At 38.4% G+C, this 16,503-nt stretch carries 15 protein-coding genes; 12 read left to right on the forward strand and 3 right to left on the reverse strand.

Going from position 1 to position 16,503, the window contains the following annotated elements:
* The first annotated feature begins 97 nt into the window (after positions 1-97).
* The gene (locus tag LEP1GSC195_RS02345; RefSeq protein WP_015679840.1) at positions 98-856 is read left to right on the forward strand and encodes an SDR family NAD(P)-dependent oxidoreductase; all 759 of its coding nucleotides are present in this window, start codon (positions 98-100) and stop codon (positions 854-856) included.
* Positions 857-976: 120 nt separating this feature from the next.
* Entirely contained in the window at positions 977-3,556 is a 2,580-nt protein-coding gene (locus tag LEP1GSC195_RS20150) for a PAS domain-containing protein (protein WP_408605918.1), read from the forward strand.
* Here LEP1GSC195_RS20150 and LEP1GSC195_RS02355 read toward each other — a convergent pair.
* Complete coding sequence (locus LEP1GSC195_RS02355; protein WP_015679901.1) at positions 3,553-3,969, reverse strand: response regulator; 417 nt, start codon at positions 3,967-3,969, stop codon at positions 3,553-3,555. The two genes, LEP1GSC195_RS20150 and LEP1GSC195_RS02355, sit on opposite strands and share 4 nt — an antisense overlap.
* A gap of 78 nt (positions 3,970-4,047) precedes the next feature.
* Between LEP1GSC195_RS02355 and LEP1GSC195_RS02360 the strand changes: the two genes are divergently transcribed.
* Together LEP1GSC195_RS02360 and LEP1GSC195_RS02365 are read left to right on the forward strand one after the other, a co-directional pair.
* Complete coding sequence (locus LEP1GSC195_RS02360; protein WP_040506223.1) at positions 4,048-6,063, forward strand: oxidoreductase; 2,016 nt, start codon at positions 4,048-4,050, stop codon at positions 6,061-6,063.
* A gap of 8 nt (positions 6,064-6,071) precedes the next feature.
* Complete coding sequence (locus LEP1GSC195_RS02365; protein ID WP_015680118.1) at positions 6,072-6,899, forward strand: TrmH family RNA methyltransferase; 828 nt, start codon at positions 6,072-6,074, stop codon at positions 6,897-6,899.
* Between the two features lie 27 nt (positions 6,900-6,926).
* Here the strand turns inward: LEP1GSC195_RS02365 and LEP1GSC195_RS02370 are convergent, their stop codons facing one another.
* Positions 6,927-7,121, reverse strand: a complete 195-nt coding sequence (locus LEP1GSC195_RS02370) for a hypothetical protein (protein WP_015680034.1) — start codon at positions 7,119-7,121, stop codon at positions 6,927-6,929.
* Positions 7,108-8,232 (reverse strand): lysophospholipid acyltransferase family protein, encoded by a 1,125-nt coding sequence (locus LEP1GSC195_RS02375; protein ID WP_015679875.1) that lies wholly within the window; start codon positions 8,230-8,232, stop codon positions 7,108-7,110. The genes LEP1GSC195_RS02370 and LEP1GSC195_RS02375 overlap by 14 nt, the downstream gene beginning before the upstream one ends.
* Positions 8,233-8,429: 197 nt before the next feature.
* On the opposite strand from LEP1GSC195_RS02375, the gene LEP1GSC195_RS02380 reads away from it, so the two are divergent.
* The 8 genes from LEP1GSC195_RS02380 to LEP1GSC195_RS02415 all read left to right on the forward strand — a co-directional run bounded on the left by LEP1GSC195_RS02380 (position 8,430) and on the right by LEP1GSC195_RS02415 (position 16,495).
* Complete coding sequence (locus tag LEP1GSC195_RS02380; protein WP_408605913.1) at positions 8,430-8,786, forward strand: MarR family EPS-associated transcriptional regulator; 357 nt, start codon at positions 8,430-8,432, stop codon at positions 8,784-8,786.
* 47 nt (positions 8,787-8,833) lie between these two features.
* Complete coding sequence (gene fcl / locus LEP1GSC195_RS02385; RefSeq protein ID WP_015680127.1) at positions 8,834-9,784, forward strand: GDP-L-fucose synthase; 951 nt, start codon at positions 8,834-8,836, stop codon at positions 9,782-9,784.
* Positions 9,785-9,786: 2 nt separating this feature from the next.
* The gene (locus LEP1GSC195_RS02390; RefSeq protein ID WP_015680039.1) at positions 9,787-10,794 is read left to right on the forward strand and encodes a phosphoglycerate dehydrogenase; all 1,008 of its coding nucleotides are present in this window, start codon (positions 9,787-9,789) and stop codon (positions 10,792-10,794) included.
* A gap of 34 nt (positions 10,795-10,828) precedes the next feature.
* A complete protein-coding gene (locus tag LEP1GSC195_RS02395; protein ID WP_015679836.1) occupies positions 10,829-12,553 on the forward strand; it encodes an ABC transporter ATP-binding protein in 1,725 nt (574 codons plus the stop codon).
* Positions 12,554-12,570: 17 nt separating this feature from the next.
* Complete coding sequence (locus LEP1GSC195_RS02400) at positions 12,571-13,452, forward strand: hypothetical protein (protein ID WP_198012756.1); 882 nt, start codon at positions 12,571-12,573, stop codon at positions 13,450-13,452.
* Positions 13,453-13,545: 93 nt separating this feature from the next.
* On the forward strand, positions 13,546-14,727 hold the full coding sequence (gene pseC / locus LEP1GSC195_RS02405; RefSeq protein WP_015680062.1) for a UDP-4-amino-4,6-dideoxy-N-acetyl-beta-L-altrosamine transaminase: 1,182 nt from the start codon (positions 13,546-13,548) through the stop codon (positions 14,725-14,727).
* Positions 14,724-15,425, forward strand: coding sequence for a pseudaminic acid cytidylyltransferase (pseF, locus tag LEP1GSC195_RS02410; protein ID WP_040506224.1), 702 nt, complete (start codon positions 14,724-14,726; stop codon positions 15,423-15,425). The genes pseC and pseF overlap by 4 nt, the downstream gene beginning before the upstream one ends.
* Before the next feature lie 56 nt (positions 15,426-15,481).
* The gene (locus LEP1GSC195_RS02415; RefSeq protein WP_015680041.1) at positions 15,482-16,495 is read left to right on the forward strand and encodes a methyltransferase domain-containing protein; all 1,014 of its coding nucleotides are present in this window, start codon (positions 15,482-15,484) and stop codon (positions 16,493-16,495) included.
* The last annotated feature ends 8 nt before the right edge of the window (positions 16,496-16,503 follow it).

Genomic DNA, 16,503 nt, shown 5'->3' on the forward strand with positions numbered 1-16,503 from the left:
AGACTCAGTAAAGATTTTTATAGAATTATTCCAAAAAAAGTTAGATATCTTATTAAAAAGAACTTTATTCGGAATCTCTCCTATTTAGGTTTCACCCATGGAACTAAAAAACAAGAGAATCGTAATCACCGGTGCAGGCTCTGGAATCGGAAAAGAAACCGTTTTGCAAGCGTTAAAGCATGAGGGGGTAAAGATTCTTGCCTGTGATTTAAATGAAAAAAACATTCTAGTTCATCCGAATGTAATTCCTTACAAATGCGATGTATCCAAAAAAGAGAATTTGGATAAACTACTGAAAGATGCAGATAAAAAATTAGGTGGAATCGATATTTTTTATGCCAACGCAGGTTTTGCGTATTATGAAGTCATCGCAAATGCAGATTGGGATCGCATCGATCGAATCTATCGAACCAATGTTTACTCACCTTTGTACTGTTTGATTGCCCTCAATCTTACAAGAAAAGAGCCTTTTTTATTTATCGTTACGGCTTCTGCTATGAGTCATTTATCACTTCCTGGGTATGCTCAGTACTCCTCGACAAAAGCTGCAGTCCGTTCTTTTATTGATGCCTACAGGTATGAATTGAAACCAGGGAACCGAGTTATGGTTGTTTATCCCATTGCCACAAGAACGCAGTTCTTTGATGCCGCAGGGAAAAAAGTTCCTGTTCCTTTTCCAAGCCAATCAGCGGAGACTGTGGCAAAAAAGGTGATAAGTGGGATTGAGTCGAATGCAAAGGAAGTGTATCCATCCCTTCTTTTCCGTTTCATTCAAGTTTTGGATCGGTTTTTGTTTTTCATTCTACCGATTTACCAAAAAATCGAAGCGATGAAATTGGATTCTATAAAAAAATAAGTCTACTGGGGAGTGGATTCTAATTTAGAAAAGGGCGATGCAAAGGATAATGGAAAGCCGGTAGGACGCCGTCTTTCCGCTGAGGAAAAGTTTGTCGAAGCAGAGCTTCTGACAACCATAATGAATGTCAGCTCCACTGCTATGATGGTACTCAATCCATTAGGCCAGATTCTCTATGCGAACCCAGCTTCCGAGTCTGTTCTTGGGATCAAACTAAATGACATTTTGGTAAGGACCTATGATGCTCCAGAATGGAAAAATTCCTCGCTTGATGGTGGACCTTGGAGAGAAGAAGACCAACCATTTAATATAGTTTTAAAAACCAAAAAACCAGTCACCGACATTCGCCATGCCATAGAAGATTCTTCAGGTAATAAAAAATACCTGTCTATCAATGGCTCACCTGTCTTCAGCCAACTCGGTGAAATTTCTTACCTTGTATTTCTTATCACAGATATAACCGAAAATGTTTTAAAACAAAAAGCACTTGAGTATAACGAAATCAAGTATCGAACTATCACCGAATTATCGTTGAGTATGGTTTATGATTTGGAGATAAAAACCGGTGAGAATCATTGGGGAGGAGCCATCCAAGAAATTACCGGATACTCACCGAGTGAATACCAACAATTTGGATATCAGGAATGGTTGAATGCGATTCATCCGGACGATAGAGAGATTACCTTGCAATTGTTTGATGAAGCACTTGCAAATCACAGGAAATTTTCTGTAGAATATCGATACAAAACTAAAGCGAATGACTACGTTTATATAGAAGATAACGGTATATTTTTATACGATGAAATGGGTGAGGCCTATCGAATGTTTGGTGCCATGATCAACAGGACCAAACAAATGGAAGCAAGCCTAGCTCTTCGCGAATCGGAATCGCGATTGGTTTTGGCGCTTGATGCAGCCAAGATGGGAATTTGGAGTTGGGATATTGAAACAAGAACGATCTATTGGTCTCCTCAAACCTATAACATTTATGGATTTCCGGGTGCGAACTTTGAAGTTACGGAAGAAAAATTCATTGAATTAACTTATCAAGAAGACTGGGGTTTGTTATCGAATGAAACAAATCTTTTGATGGGTGATTTAAATCGTTCGGAGTATCGGATTCGGAATCGAATTAATCATTCCGATGGTAAATTACATTGGATTGAAGCTCGGGGAAAACTGACTCGTTCCAAGGAAGGAAAACCATTAGTACTTATGGGTACGGTTTTGGACATCACCGAAATCAAGTTAAGTGAAGAGGCTCTTCGCAAATCAGATGAACGTTTTGAAGCATTTTACCAGTTTTCTACAGAGGCCTTCCTTATTTTTGATGAAAATGGGCTGACTGTAAAAGATTCCAATTTTGCCTTCCAAAAGCTTTTTGGTTACGAATTGGCCGACATTCCGAGATTGAAAATCCGTAACCTTCTCACCGCAGAAACCCTTCGTAAAATCCGAAAGTCAATTCGCGTGAATGCAAATGACTCTTTAGAAATTGTTTGTAAAAAGAAAAATGGGGATTTGTTTCCAGCACTTGTTTCGGTGAAACGATTTCTATATAAAGACACCAATTCGATTGGTTATAGTATCTTTGATTTGAGCCCTTTAAAAGAAGTGGAAGAGTTGCGTCTTATCAATTCAGAGATCCGCGATAAAAATAAACTCATTGAAAAACAAAAGCTGGAATTGGAAGTTGCTTTCGAAAATTTAAAACGAACTCAAGAACAATTGATTCAATCAGAAAAACTTGCCGCCTTGGGACAGTTAATTGCTGGGATTGCTCATGAAATCAATAACCCAATTGGAGCCGTAAAAGCTTCCAACCAAAATATGTTGGATTGGCAAAAACGTTATGGACTTGCATCACAACTTTTTCGAGAAGCAATTCTTTCCGTCCCTGTCCCAGAACAGAAGATCGTAAAAACAATACTTTCAAACTTGGACCAACCGATAGAATTTTACACAGGAAAGGAGGAACGACTTCGTAAAAAAAGAAATAAGGAAGTGTTTTTTACCCATGGGTTTGAACTGGACTTAGCTGAAGAATTTGCTGAAGCTTGGGTAGAACTTGGGATTGGGGAAATTGATCCGAATTATTTGCCTTTATTTCATTCGCATTATATAAAAGTTTTTTTAGACTATTTGGCTTTGGAAATCCAATTTCGAAGGAACACAAGATCCATCCAACTCGCAGTAGATCGAATTTCCAAAATTATGTATGCGTTGAAGAACTTTTCTCGTTTTGATGCCACTGGCAAAAAAAACAAAGCCTCGATACCAGAGACAATTGAAACAGTCCTTACCATCTATCAAAACCAATTAAAACGTGGGATAAACTTAGTAAAGGATTTTGATGAAGTGGAACCTATTGAATGTTATCCGGATGATTTGTTGCACGTATGGACAAACTTAATTTATAATTCCTTACAAGCGATGTCGTTTGTCGGTGATTTGGAGATTGCGGTTAAGGATCGGGGAGAAAATATCCTTGTTTCCTTAAAGGATTCTGGTCCTGGTATTCCCAAAGAAATTCAATCAAAAATTTTCGAACCTTTTTTTACTACGAAAGCTCCCGGGGAAGGAAGTGGGCTTGGCCTTGATATAGTGAATAAAATTGTCAAACGTCATGGTGGTAGAATCGAAATGACTTCCGTACCAGGAGAAACTATTTTTTATATTTATCTGCCTAAACACAGTTAATTGTGCATAGCATGGGAAATTGTTGAGATGAGTTCTTCTTCGTCCCAAGGTTTTTTTAAACAAGAGATAGGGCCAATTTCTGAATTTAGATCTTCGATAGACTTTTGGTCCGCAAATCCTGTAATGATTACTTTTTCAATCTGTGGATAGGACTTATGAACCTTTCTTAAAAACTCATCCCCATTCATTCCAGGCATGGACCAGTCGGAGATAATGATAGAAACTGAGTTTCCTTCCTCTTCTAATTCTTGTATTAGGTCCCATGCTTCTTTTGCATTGTCAGCGGTAAGATATTTATATTGTTCACCGAAATGTTGTCTGACTTGTGATTTCATGCTCATTAAGATAATGGATTCATCATCCACAAAAAGAATTGCATTTTTCCTATTTTTATTTTCGGTTAGAATTTCCACAGGGGATTGTTATACCGGTTCTTTACTAAATTGCAAGTAAATCTTGCCAAAATCTTCCATTTTCTATTCTTGTAGCTTATGACATCTTATCCAAATCTTTTGTCCCCTTTATCTCTCGGATTCACCACGTTAAGAAATAGAACCATTATGGGCTCCATGCATACCGGCTTAGAGGAAGCCCCCAATGGATATGAACGAATGGCTGCTTTTTATGGAGAAAGAGCAAAAGGCGGAGTGGCATTGATTGTGACTGGTGGAATTGCCCCAAACGAAGCGGGTCGTGTATCTCGAGGTGGTGGGGTTATGGATACCGAAGAGGAAGCCAAACACCACCGTGTAGTCACGGAAGCTGTACACAAAGAAGGTGGAAAAATCGCCTTGCAGATCCTCCACACAGGTCGGTATGGATACCACGATAAAATTGTGGGGGCATCGAATCTAAGAGCTCCGATTAATATGTTCAAACCTCATCCTCTCACTGAAGAGGAAATTTTACAAACCATCGAAGATTTTGCACGCTGTTCCGAATTAGCAAAGTTAGCTGGTTATGATGGTGTGGAGATTATGGGTAGTGAAGGTTATCTTATCAACCAATTCATTGCCAAACGAACTAATAACCGAACCGATGATTGGGGCGGGAGTTTTGAAAACCGAATCAAGTTTCCGATTGAAATCATAAAAGCAGTTCGCAAACGAGTGGGGACTGATTTTATCATCATCTATCGTTTGTCCATGTTAGATCTTGTGGAAGATGGTGGAAATATTGACGAAGTTCTTATCTTAGCCAAAGAAATTGAAAAAGCAGGAGCTACCATCATCAATACTGGAATTGGTTGGCACGAAGCAAGGATTCCTACCATTGCGATGATGGTTCCGAGAGCTGCGTTTACTTGGGTCACTGCCAAAGTCAAAGGCCACGTAAACATTCCTCTTGTGACATCGAATCGAATCAATACTCCTGATATTGCTGAGTCAGTTCTTGCCGCGGGAGATGCAGATTTAGTTTCTATGGCAAGACCCTTCCTTGCAGATTCTTTTTTTGTCAATAAAGCTGCTGCAGGAAAAGCAGAGGAGATCAATACTTGTATTGCTTGTAACCAGGCTTGTTTAGACCATATCTTTCAAGGAAAGATATGCAGTTGTTTGGTGAATCCAAGAGCGTGCCATGAAACAGATTTAATCATAGAGAAAACAACAAAACCAAAAAAAGTAGCCGTTGTTGGTGCAGGTCCTGGCGGGATGTCTTGTTCCACAACTCTTGCAGAACGCGGACATTCGGTAACTTTGTTTGATGCCCAGGGGGAACTCGGAGGTCAATTGAACATTGCACGTCGCATTCCTGGCAAAGAAGAATTTAAAGAAACCATTCGTTACTTTGGAGAAATGGTTAAAAAACATGGAGTCCAGTTAAAACTGAACACTTATGTGTCTGCGGAAGAACTCATCAAACAAGGGTTTGATGAGGTTGTATTGGCGACAGGTGTCACACCAAGAACTCCAGAGATTCCAGGAATAGATGGAGCAAACGTTCTTAGTTATGTGGATGTTGTCCTCAAAGGTAAACCAGTGGGTAAACGAGCAGTGGTTATGGGTGCTGGTGGAATTGGTTACGATGTAAGTCTACTCTTGACGGATGCAGGCCATTCCTTTACGAAGGAAAATTATCTAAAAGAGTGGGGAATTAACCAAGAGATCACAAAAAATGGTGGCTTAGGAACTAAAGACACTCCGCGTTCGGACAGAGAAGTGACGATGCTCAAACGTTCTAATAGCAAATTTGGTGCTACCCTTGGTAAAACAACAGGTTGGATTCATAAAACTACATTAGAGGATCGTAAAGTAACACAAATTTCCGGTGTAATATACAAAGCCATCGAAGCCGATGGAATTGTGATCGAAGTGAAGGGAGAAACAAAAAAAATTCCATGCGATACTGTAGTAGTATGTGCTGGCCAAGATCCTAACCGTTCACTACTCGAACCATTGCAAAAAGCCAATATTCCTGTACATTTGATTGGTGGTGCAGATTTAGCATCCGAACTGGATGCCAAAAGGGCCATTGACCAAGGAACGAGGTTAGCAGTTACCATCTAGCCTTTGTTATGGGATTGAAACGACCTCTTAAAATCAGTGTTAAAAATGCCGAATATCAGGTTTTGCTCGCTTTGCGAACGAACCGATCCAAACGAAGCCAAGAAAAGGAAGTTTTTGTAGAAGGAACGGAAGGCATCAAACAACTGATAGAGGCTCGTTGGGAAGTCACTCGCATCCTGTATCGGGATGGTGTGACATTATCCCAATGGGGCAAATCGGTCTTAAAAAATTTCACCAAAGCAAAACAATTTGAAGTCGCACCCAATTTGTATGCGGAACTTTCTGAAAAGGAAAATCCTTCTGAGTTAATTGTTACAGCAAAAATTTACACACATTCGCTGGCTGAACTAACTTCGGTAGAGAAACCAAATCCGTTTTATGTACTCTTTGACAGACCTAGTGATTTAGGAAATTTTGGATCTCTTTTACGATCGGCCGACGCTTTTCAAGTGGATGTCGTTTTTGTTTTGGGACACTCCATTGATGTTTATGATCCCAAGGTCATTCGCTCAAGTCTAGGAAGTGTATTCCATATAAAATTGGTATTTCTGGAGTCACTTACTCAATTGGAAACGTTTCTGAAAGATGAAAAGGAAAGATGTGGGTTAACGGTGGTAGGAACTGATTCAGAGGGCTCTCAATCTTTAATGGTTCAAAATTTAAATTCTCCCATTATGATTATTTTGGGGAACGAAGCCAAAGGGATGAGTGTTCATTTACAATCCCTTTGCGATTTTATAGTCAATATTCCCATGTTAGGTGTTGTTAATTCACTAAATGTTTCCTGTGCTGGCTCTATCCTACTTTGGGAAGTGGCAAAGAACCGAGGCAAATAGCACACAGTTTAACCATGTAATTCTTTTTTATCGGCAAGTAGCAATAGTTCCGTCGGGATTGTATTTTACGCTGGCTCCCGATGTGAACTGGATGTATTTGACCCCATCCACACAAACCTCGTCATAACCGAAATATTTGGCGCAACCACGAGATATGGTTCCGCATCCCACAAAAAATAAACTAAAAAACAACAAAATACGAATGGGTTTAAGTGGTTTCATTTGGCACTCCTTGGGTTGTGAAAATTCCATTCCAGACTTCTTCTAAGTGAGTTAGATGAGCAGTGAGTTGGTTTTTATGGTACATGACAATATTCGATTTCTTTAAATTGTGAACGGATTTTGGTATGTGATAAAGGATTTCTTTCGTGTGAACGGTTTCTTCTTCCCAATCAATGAGTTTAAATTGTTTTAGTTTTGCAAATATAGATTCAAGTTGGGTGTGAAAACTTTCTTTGCGCAGTTCAGAGGCAACCGCAATTTCTGGGAATGTTGATTCAATTTGTTTTTTGAGTTTTATAAGAAGGTCAATGAATTGGTTTTTTTTGATTTTAGTTTCTTTCCCAAATTTTAATAATACATAAGAAGTTAGATTTCCCAGTGTGATGGTATAATTTTTACCAAGTTTATCTCCCACAAGACGAATCACTTGATCCGCAGTTTGGTTTGAATCAATTTGAAAAGGTTTCCCGTATTTAATGTATAGTTTCGTTTTTTGATAGGAAAGATGGTCATACGTTAGCGTGAAGCTATTGAAATGGAGATTATCGATTTTGGATTTGATATAGTAAGCTCCACGTTTGATTTGGTTTAAAAAACCGTCATGGCTATAAGTTCCTTCCGGAAACATAAATAAATCGCGCCCTCTTTTGATATTGGCTACAAGTTCGGTCCACTCACTATCTACTTTGTCTCTTAGTTCGCCTGATTTGATCAGCTCTCTTGCATTATCGCGAAAAGGTCGTTTGATGGGAACGGCCCCAATGTAACGTAACAAAAAAGGAATGATTTTTGTGGCATCAATGAATTGGAAAATCCATTTGATAATTCCTTTTGCTCGAAATTCTTTTTGCAGAAACCCCGATTGTAACATGTCTTCTCTTGCGGGAATGATCATCTTGATTTTTGGTTGGAGTCTGCGATAGACCATAGATAGAGACACAACGTCCGCTTCCGATACATGGTTGCATAGTAAGGCTGAAGGGTAGGGGGTTTCAAAATGATCCAAGTTACCTGAAAAGTTTTCTTCTATGGAATGGAAAACCACTCCTTTGCCCAAACTGACTAATTTGATTAGAAAATCATAGAGAACCGTATGTTTTTTTGGTTTCATTGCGAATGGTATGGCCCTGTTGGTCATCGGAGTCAATTGGAAAAACGGCCATCCCTCCCGGCCTGGATCTGACAAAACGAAAAAACCTGCGATTCTGACTTGACCTTGTTCAAATACTGAACACATTTTGTAAAATGAATGGGACTCAGGGGGCGAAGCTACGCCTAGTGGGTCGCATCGAGCCGCTTTGGGGATTTTTGTCCCATCCTCCTATGAAAGATAATTATCAATACAATGACCACCACCTGAAGCTCTTACAATTGCTTCAAGAAAACCCACATTTATCTCAACGGGATGCCTCCGATGTCATGGGTTTGAGTCTTGGTAAGGTAAACTATATTCTAAAAGCATTTTTAGATAAAGGCCTGATAAAAATGAATAACTTTCGAAATAATAAAAATAAACTTTCTTATACCTATTTACTAACACCTAGGGGCATTGAAGAAAAGGCTCGTATGACTCTCCATTTTTATGAAGTGAAAAAAAGAGAGTATGAGGCACTTCGTGCGGAAGTAGAAAAGTTAGGTGATAGTTTGGAAAGTTTGGAAGCTTAGGCACTAGTGCATATACAGTGGTTACTTTTCTTTAAGGTAGGAATCAATTGAATCAAGATTCAAAAATATATATAGCAGGCCACAAAGGATTGGTAGGATCAGCTTTAGTTCGCCTCCTAAATCAATCAGGATTTAAAAATGTAATCGGAAGGACCCGTGCGGAAATGGACCTAGCGGATCAAACCAAAGTTTACGATTTTTTTGCCAAAGAAAAACCAGAGTATGTTTTTTTAGCGGCGGCCAAAGTTGGTGGGATTTTTGCGAACAATACGTATCCTGCTGAATTTATTTTTTCTAACTTACAAATTCAGAACAATATCATTGATGCCGCTTATAGAAACGGTGTTAAAAAATTATGTTTTTTGGGTTCATCTTGTATTTACCCAAAATTCGCAAAACAACCAATGGATGAAGGACAATTGTTGGATGGAAAATTGGAACCAACAAACGAGCCTTATGCGGTGGCGAAAATTGCCGGAATTGTGATGTGCCAATCCTACAATCGTCAGTATGGCACTAATTATATTTCTGTAATGCCTACTAATTTATATGGACCTGGTGACAACTACCATCCTGAAAATTCCCATGTTTTGCCTGCTCTCCTTCGTCGTTTTCATGAAGCCAAAATACAAAATTTGCCTGAAGTTGTGATCTGGGGTACGGGAAAACCATTACGTGAATTTTTATATTCCGAGGACATGGCGCGGGCCTGCATTTTTCTCATGCAAAATTATGATGTTACCACTGATCCGAAAGGTGGGGAACATGTAAATGTTGGATCTGGAATTGAAGTGAGCATCAAAGAATTAGCCGAAACGATTAAGAGTGTAGTGGGGTACGAAGGTAATTTAACTTTTGATCTTACGAAACCGGATGGAACTCCGAGAAAACTATTAGATGTCTCGAAACTCCATAAAATGGGCTGGAAACACGAGGTTGAATTAAAAGACGGAGTACGTGCTGCCTATACTGATTTTCTAGAAAACGGGAAACTCTAACATTGGCTAAGGTATTTGTTTCCACTTTCCCTTTTTGTAGAACTAGTAATGCTGCGTTAAAGATTTTGGAATCTAGCGGGCATAAGGTGGAGATCAATCCCTTGGGCCGTAAAATGAAGCCGAGCGAGGTTGTCGAATTTGCCCGTAACTTCGATGCCTTAATTGCGGGCACAGAAGATCTCACAGATCTTGTAACAGAATCTAAATCACTGAAATTGATCTCTAGAGTCGGTGTGGGGCTCGATAGTGTTCCCTTGGATCTGTGTAGAGAAAAAGAGGTTTCTGTGGCTTATACACCAGATGCTGTTTCTCCTGCTGTCTCCGAACTTGCTGTTTGTTTGATCGTGGATGGGATGCGAAAGGTATCCTTTGCCGATAGAGAGATTAGATCGGGTCAGTGGACAAGACCTTATGGGGAAAGAATCGGTGGGTCAACAATAGGAATTTTAGGTTTCGGTAGAATCGGCAAACGAGTTGCCTCTCATTTACTCGGGTATCTTCCGAAAGAGATTTTAGTTTGTGATTTGATAGACCAGAAAGAATCTATCACACAGTTTCTTGGAGTATCCACTAACATTCATAAAATGAATGAAACACTGGGGAAAAACTGGGGAAAAACTACGATTAAACAAGTTGATTTAGATACCTTGTTAAAAACATCCGATGCCATTACCATCCATGTTCCTCTAACGAATGAGACTAAAAATTTGCTAAATTTTGAGAACCTCTCACGTATGAAGCGGAATGCAGTTTTAGTCAACACGGCTAGGGGTGGAATTGTTAATGAAAATGATTTATACAAAGTAATAAAGGAAAACTTAATATCCTCTGCGGCCATGGATGTGTTTGAGGAAGAGCCATACAACGGCCCTTTACGTGAATTGGAAAATGTGATTTTGACCCAGCATATGGGTTCTTGTTCCAATGATTGCCGAGAAGATATGGAAAGAGAAGCGGCAGAAAATGTTGTTGGATTTTTTAGTGGTGGGCGTTGGGAGAGGGTAGTTTAGGTGAAAGTTTTTGAATCGGGGATTCAACTTTAATATGTTGTCTACCTTTATAAAGATATTAAATTACCTGCATCCGAGAAGGAAGGTTCAATTTATTGGATTGGGTATTCTGATTTTAATCTCATCAGTTTCTGAGATCGTTAGCATAGGTGCCATTGTCCCATTTTTAGGTGTAGTTACCAATCCAGAGTCAGCTGTAGAATATTTTAATAAGATTAGTTTTGTTCGGGGTTTATTCCAAACACTTGCGCCAAGTGATTTAGTCTTATTCTTCACGATTGCTTTTGGTGCTGCTGCTCTTATTTCAGGTGTGATCCGCTTGGTTCTTCTTTATGCAACGATTCGGTTATCAAACTCAACCGGTGCCGAACTCAGTGTTGATTTGTATAAAAAAACTTTATACCAACCTTACAAAGTGCATATATCGAGAAATACAAGTGAAATCATATCTGGCATCACTCAAAAAGTAGCTTCTGCCAGTGGGGTTTTGATTTCCCTTGTTACAGTCGCTTCTTCTTTTTTTATATTTTTATCCATCATTGTATCGTTAGTTTATATCGATCCAATTTTGACTATTATGTCTGGCATTGTTTTTTCAGGCTTTTACTTAGTAATCGCTAAAGTGACCAGATCCAAAGTTTCCTTAAACGGTCAAATTATAGCCAAGGAGCAGACGGGCATTGTTAGGTCGCTGCAAGAAGGGTTAGGTGGAATTCGAGATATCATCTTAGATAATAGCCATGAATTGTATTGTCATATTTACCGAACATCCTTGTTTCGATTGACTAAGTCCAATTCCGAAAATACATTTTTGAACCAATCACCACGATTTGCATTAGAGGCAATTGGATTGGTTTTGATTTCTTTTTTAGCCTATTGGGCAACCTTAGAAAATGGAAGTTTGCAATCGGCAATACCAGCTCTTGGTGCCCTGGGGATGGGAGCGCAGAGGCTTCTACCTTTATTGCAACAGTGGTATGGAAACTGGAGTAACTATGTTTCCCTAAAACCTGCATTATCGGAGGTTTTTTTACTTTTGGATCAAAAAATTCCAGAGGAATATATATCTACAATTCCCTTAGAACCCCTCAGATTTGAGAAGGAAATCAAGATAGTTGATCTTGGTTTTTCTTATCCGGGAACCAATAAGAAGGTATTAAATTCAGTAAATTTATCAATCCCAGTTGGTGCAAGAATTGGAATCATTGGAGAAACGGGGAGTGGAAAATCTACCCTTATGGATCTTCTTATGGGTTTAGTGGAACCTACTTCTGGGAAGATATTCATCGATAACAATGAATTAAATTCTATTAATTATTTGCAATGGCGGAAAACAATCGCACATGTACCGCAGTCCATCTTTCTTGCTGATACTACGATTGCTGAGAACATTGCGTTTGGTGAAAGTCAGGAAAAAATAAATTTTGCCCAACTCGAAAAGGCCATCGAAGTCTCTCAGCTAACTACCTTTATAAAATCTTTGCCCAACGGAATTAATACCAGTGTCGGAGAGAGGGGAGTTCGATTGTCTGGTGGTCAAAGGCAACGGATAGGAATTGCACGAGCCATCTATAAAAATGCAAAGGTTATCTTTTTTGATGAGGCGACAAGTGCGCTCGATGGAGAAACAGAGCAGTCGGTTATAGCATCGATTGAATCATTGGATCGAAACCTGACGGTTGTTATGATTGCACACAGGCTCTCTACATTAAAAAATTGTGATAGGATATTTGAATTTGTCGGTGGAAAAATTACATAATGAGATTGTTGCATTTATTGAAACGTAAATTATTTACTCTTCCGTATAACTTTGTACGAAAGGCTTTGGTGTTATTCTGGAGTTCTCATCGTTTTATAATCAAGAAAAATCAGGTTTTTAAAGATAAACATATCGGTGAGACTTGTATTCTTTTGGGTAATGGTGGTTCCATTAAATATTACGATATTTCTAAATTACCTAAAGATATGCCAATTATATCCTGCTCCTATGCACTAATTGATAAGAGACTTGAAGGTTTAAATGTAAAATACAATGTTTTAACCGATACGTATTTACTATATAGAATTTTGTTTAATACATACGGGTTTATGCGGAAATTCCAAGTGAACCAAGTGCGGTCAATTTTTGAGCGATTGATTTCTCGAAATCCGCAAGTTCATTTTTTTACCAGTATCACAAACTTTTATTCTACAATCGCGCGCTCAAAGAACGTAAGTTTTTTTTATCATTTTGGTGAAAAAGAGACTTATAAACACGATCTTGCCGGAGTCTTTTCAAATTGTGCTGCTGCGGCAGATGTAATGATGGCAACAGCAAAATATTTAGGCTTTAAAAAAGCCATTATCATTGGTTGTGATTATTTCGGTGTTCCACCTATGCTCGGTCATTTTTATGCCAACTATAAACCCTTCGAGTATAACGAGGCAAATTATTCTGAATACAGAGCAAGAGTTTTGAAAGCATCTGCTGGATTGGATGTATTGGTTATTTTGCCAAAGGGAATCAAATCTCCTGATTTTAAGTATGATTCTTATGAAAGCTATTTCGGACTTCAAAGAAATTATCAAGAGAATACAGAAATTATTGATAGGGAATATATCGATAGTTTTAGTAAGGCAGCAGATTCTATTCAGACTATAATGGATTTGGATCAATAGCAATCTTTTCTGAAATCCTCTTTCAATTTATAAGAAATGATTTCGACTTTTTGACTTCACAGTAAGTAAGTTTAATTTTAGGAACGTATAAAAATGAAACAGATCCCTTATGGAAGACACTCTATCAATCAATCTGATATCGATAGCGTTTTAGATGTTTTAAATTCTGATTTCCTCACCCAAGGCCCCCAAGTGGCAGCTTTCGAGAAAGCAGTCTGTGAATATGTATCTTGTAAATATGCAGTCGCTGTGAATAGTGCAACGTCTGCTTTACATTTAGCATGCCTTGCCCTTGGCGTAAAAGAAGGTGACTTTGTTTGGACAAGTCCTATTTCATTTGTTGCTAGTTCCAATTGTGCTTTGTATTGTGGGGCGGATGTTGATTTTGTAGATATTGACCCGATCTCATATAATATGAGCGTAGACAGTTTAAGAGAGAAGCTGATAAGGGCAGAGAAAGAGGGTAAACTTCCCAAAGTTGTCATTCCAGTCCATTTAGCTGGGCTAAGCTGTGATATGCAAAAAATTTCTGAATTGGGAAAGGAATTTGGATTTAGAATCATTGAGGATGCCTCACATTCGATTGGTGGAGAATATCAGGGTAGGAAAGTAGGATCTTGTCAATTTAGTGACATTACTGTTTTTAGCTTTCATCCGGTGAAAATCATCACAACTGGAGAGGGTGGTATGTGTACTACAAATGATGCTGAACTTGAGAATACAATGTATCGGTTAAGAAGTCACGGGATCACTCGTAATCCAAAAGAGATGACAGAAGCCCCAGATGGACCTTGGTTTTACCAGCAGTTAGATCTTGGCTATAATTATAGGATGAATGATATACAAGCAGCTCTTGGTATTTCTCAAATGAAACGATTGGATCAAATTGTGAAGAGAAGGCATGAGATTAAAGATTATTATAATCAAATTCTTGCAGATTTACCGTTAAAACTTCCGCAGGAATCACTTGATTCAAAGTCATCATTTCACCTTTATATCATTCAAGTATTAGAAAAGAACCTAAAGGCTGACAGAAAGGAAATTTTTGAAAGATTGAGAGTATCAGGAATTTTAGTTAACGTTCATTATATTCCAATTTACCATCAGCCGTATTATCAAAAAAGATATAACTATTCTTATAGCAGTTTCCCCGAAGCAGAAAATTATTATAAGAATGTAATCAGTTTGCCTATTTTCCCAGAGTTGAGTACGGAAGATCAGGATAGAGTGAAAGAAGCTATCATAAAACCAATTGGTCACCAGGTATTATTTTGAGTCAGATTTGTGTGATTCCGGCAAGGGGAGGTAGTAAAAGGATACCAAGAAAAAATATAAAAACTTTTTCTGGTAAGCCGATGATTGCGCATTCCATTCATGCCGCAAAAGAAAGTCAGTTGTTTGAACGTGTCATTGTATCCACGGATGACGAAGAAATTGCCCATATTTCGCGATCCTTGGGAGCAGAGGTTCCTTTTTTACGTTCAGAGGAATTATCTAATGACTATGCGACTACAACCCAAGTGATCTCACATGCCATTGAATGGTTGATAGAGATTGGCGAAAAACCAAGTTCAGTGTGTTGTATTTACGCAACCGCTCCCTTAATACAGGTTAGCGATTTACTAAAAGCCTATGAAAAATTTTCCACAGGCAATTGGGAATTTGTCTTTGCAGCGACCTCTTTTGGTTTCCCAATATTTAGATCATTTCGTAAAGACAAAGACGATGGTGTTGAGATGTTTTTTCCTGAACATTTCAACACACGTTCGCAGGATTTGCCAGAGGCATACCATGATGCAGGCCAATTTTATATTGGAAAAGCTAGTTCTTGGTTGGAGGGGAAACGTATTTTTGAGCCTTGGTCGACAATCGTTGAACTCCCTCGATGGCGGGTTCAAGATATTGATACGTTGGAAGATTGGAAAAGAGCAGAAGTGCTATTCCAGTTGGTAAACCAAACTATTGAATCTTAGATAAGGAATTATTATGCATTTCGTTCAATTATTTAATTTAAAAAAGGATAGAGAAGATGACAAATAATAGAAAGCTCAATGAAAATGAGATAAGACCGTCTTCGCTTATGGCAGATCAAAAAATTGCCGTTTTGAAAGATGTGGCAATGCTTCTTGGTGATAGAGACAAGTTCGTTTCGGTCAATTGCCCCGCTTGCGATTCATCTGATTATCGAAAGAAATTTATTAAGTATGGTTTAGATTACTTGGAATGTATCCATTGTGATACGTTTTACATTTCTCCTCGACCAACTGACGAAACTTTAGGAAAGTTTTATGCGAATTCAGTAAACTATGAGTATTGGAATAAATATATTTTCCCTGCATCTGAAGAGAGTCGCAGGCAGAAGATATTTTTGCCAAGGGTTGATGCAGTCATAGAGTATTGTAAAAAATATAATGTCGAACCTAATTCCATATTGGAAGTTGGTGCAGCTTTTGGTACGTTCTGTTCAGAAATGCTGTCACGAAATTATTTTAAAAAAGTAGTTGGGATTGAGCCCACCCCAAATTTAGCACAAACTTGTCGGGATAAAGGAATAACCGTAATAGAGAAGCCCATTGAACAAGTCACTTTTAATGAGGACGAAAAGTTCGATGTAGTCGTAAATTTTGAAGTCATTGAACATTTATTTTCTCCGATGGATTTTATAACTAAATGTAAAAAACTTCTTAGAAAAGGTGGTTTATTTATTGTTACATGTCCTAATGGAAAGGGTTTTGATATCTCTGTGCTAGGGAATGTATCTGATACAGTTGATCATGAGCATTTAAATTATTTTAACCCTGAATCACTCGGTAATTTGTTAAAGAATTGTGGTTTTGAGATTCTTGATGTAAAGACACCAGGAAAACTTGACGCTGAACTGGTTAGGAACAAATGTTTAAGTGGTGATTTCTCTTTAGAGAATCAGCCTTTTTTAAAAGAAGTGTTGATTGATGAGTGGGATAGAGTGGGAGAAATGTTCCAAAATTTTATTCGGGAATCTGGAATGTCTTCCAATATGTGGATTATCGCAAAAAATCTGTAAAACAGTGA

This window comes from Leptospira wolbachii serovar Codice str. CDC (assembly GCF_000332515.2).
In the GTDB taxonomy this organism is placed as follows: Bacteria; Spirochaetota; Leptospiria; order Leptospirales; family Leptospiraceae; genus Leptospira_A; species Leptospira_A wolbachii.

Bases quoted from the DNA above. Each gene is read 5' to 3' on its own strand.
- LEP1GSC195_RS02365 (WP_015680118.1), top strand. From the start codon at position 6,072: ATGGGATTGAAACGACCTCTTAAAATCAGTGTTAAAAATGCCGAATAT.
- LEP1GSC195_RS02370 (WP_015680034.1), bottom strand. From the start codon at position 7,121: ATGAAACCACTTAAACCCATTCGTATTTTGTTGTTTTTTAGTTTATTT.
- pseC (WP_015680062.1), top strand. From the start codon at position 13,546: ATGAAACAGATCCCTTATGGAAGACACTCTATCAATCAATCTGATATC.
- LEP1GSC195_RS02395 (WP_015679836.1), top strand. From the start codon at position 10,829: ATGTTGTCTACCTTTATAAAGATATTAAATTACCTGCATCCGAGAAGG.
- LEP1GSC195_RS02415 (WP_015680041.1), top strand. From the start codon at position 15,482: ATGACAAATAATAGAAAGCTCAATGAAAATGAGATAAGACCGTCTTCG.
- LEP1GSC195_RS02345 (WP_015679840.1), top strand. From the start codon at position 98: ATGGAACTAAAAAACAAGAGAATCGTAATCACCGGTGCAGGCTCTGGA.
- LEP1GSC195_RS20150 (WP_408605918.1), top strand. From the start codon at position 977: ATGAATGTCAGCTCCACTGCTATGATGGTACTCAATCCATTAGGCCAG.
- LEP1GSC195_RS02375 (WP_015679875.1), bottom strand. From the start codon at position 8,232: ATGAAACCAAAAAAACATACGGTTCTCTATGATTTTCTAATCAAATTA.
- LEP1GSC195_RS02360 (WP_040506223.1), top strand. From the start codon at position 4,048: ATGACATCTTATCCAAATCTTTTGTCCCCTTTATCTCTCGGATTCACC.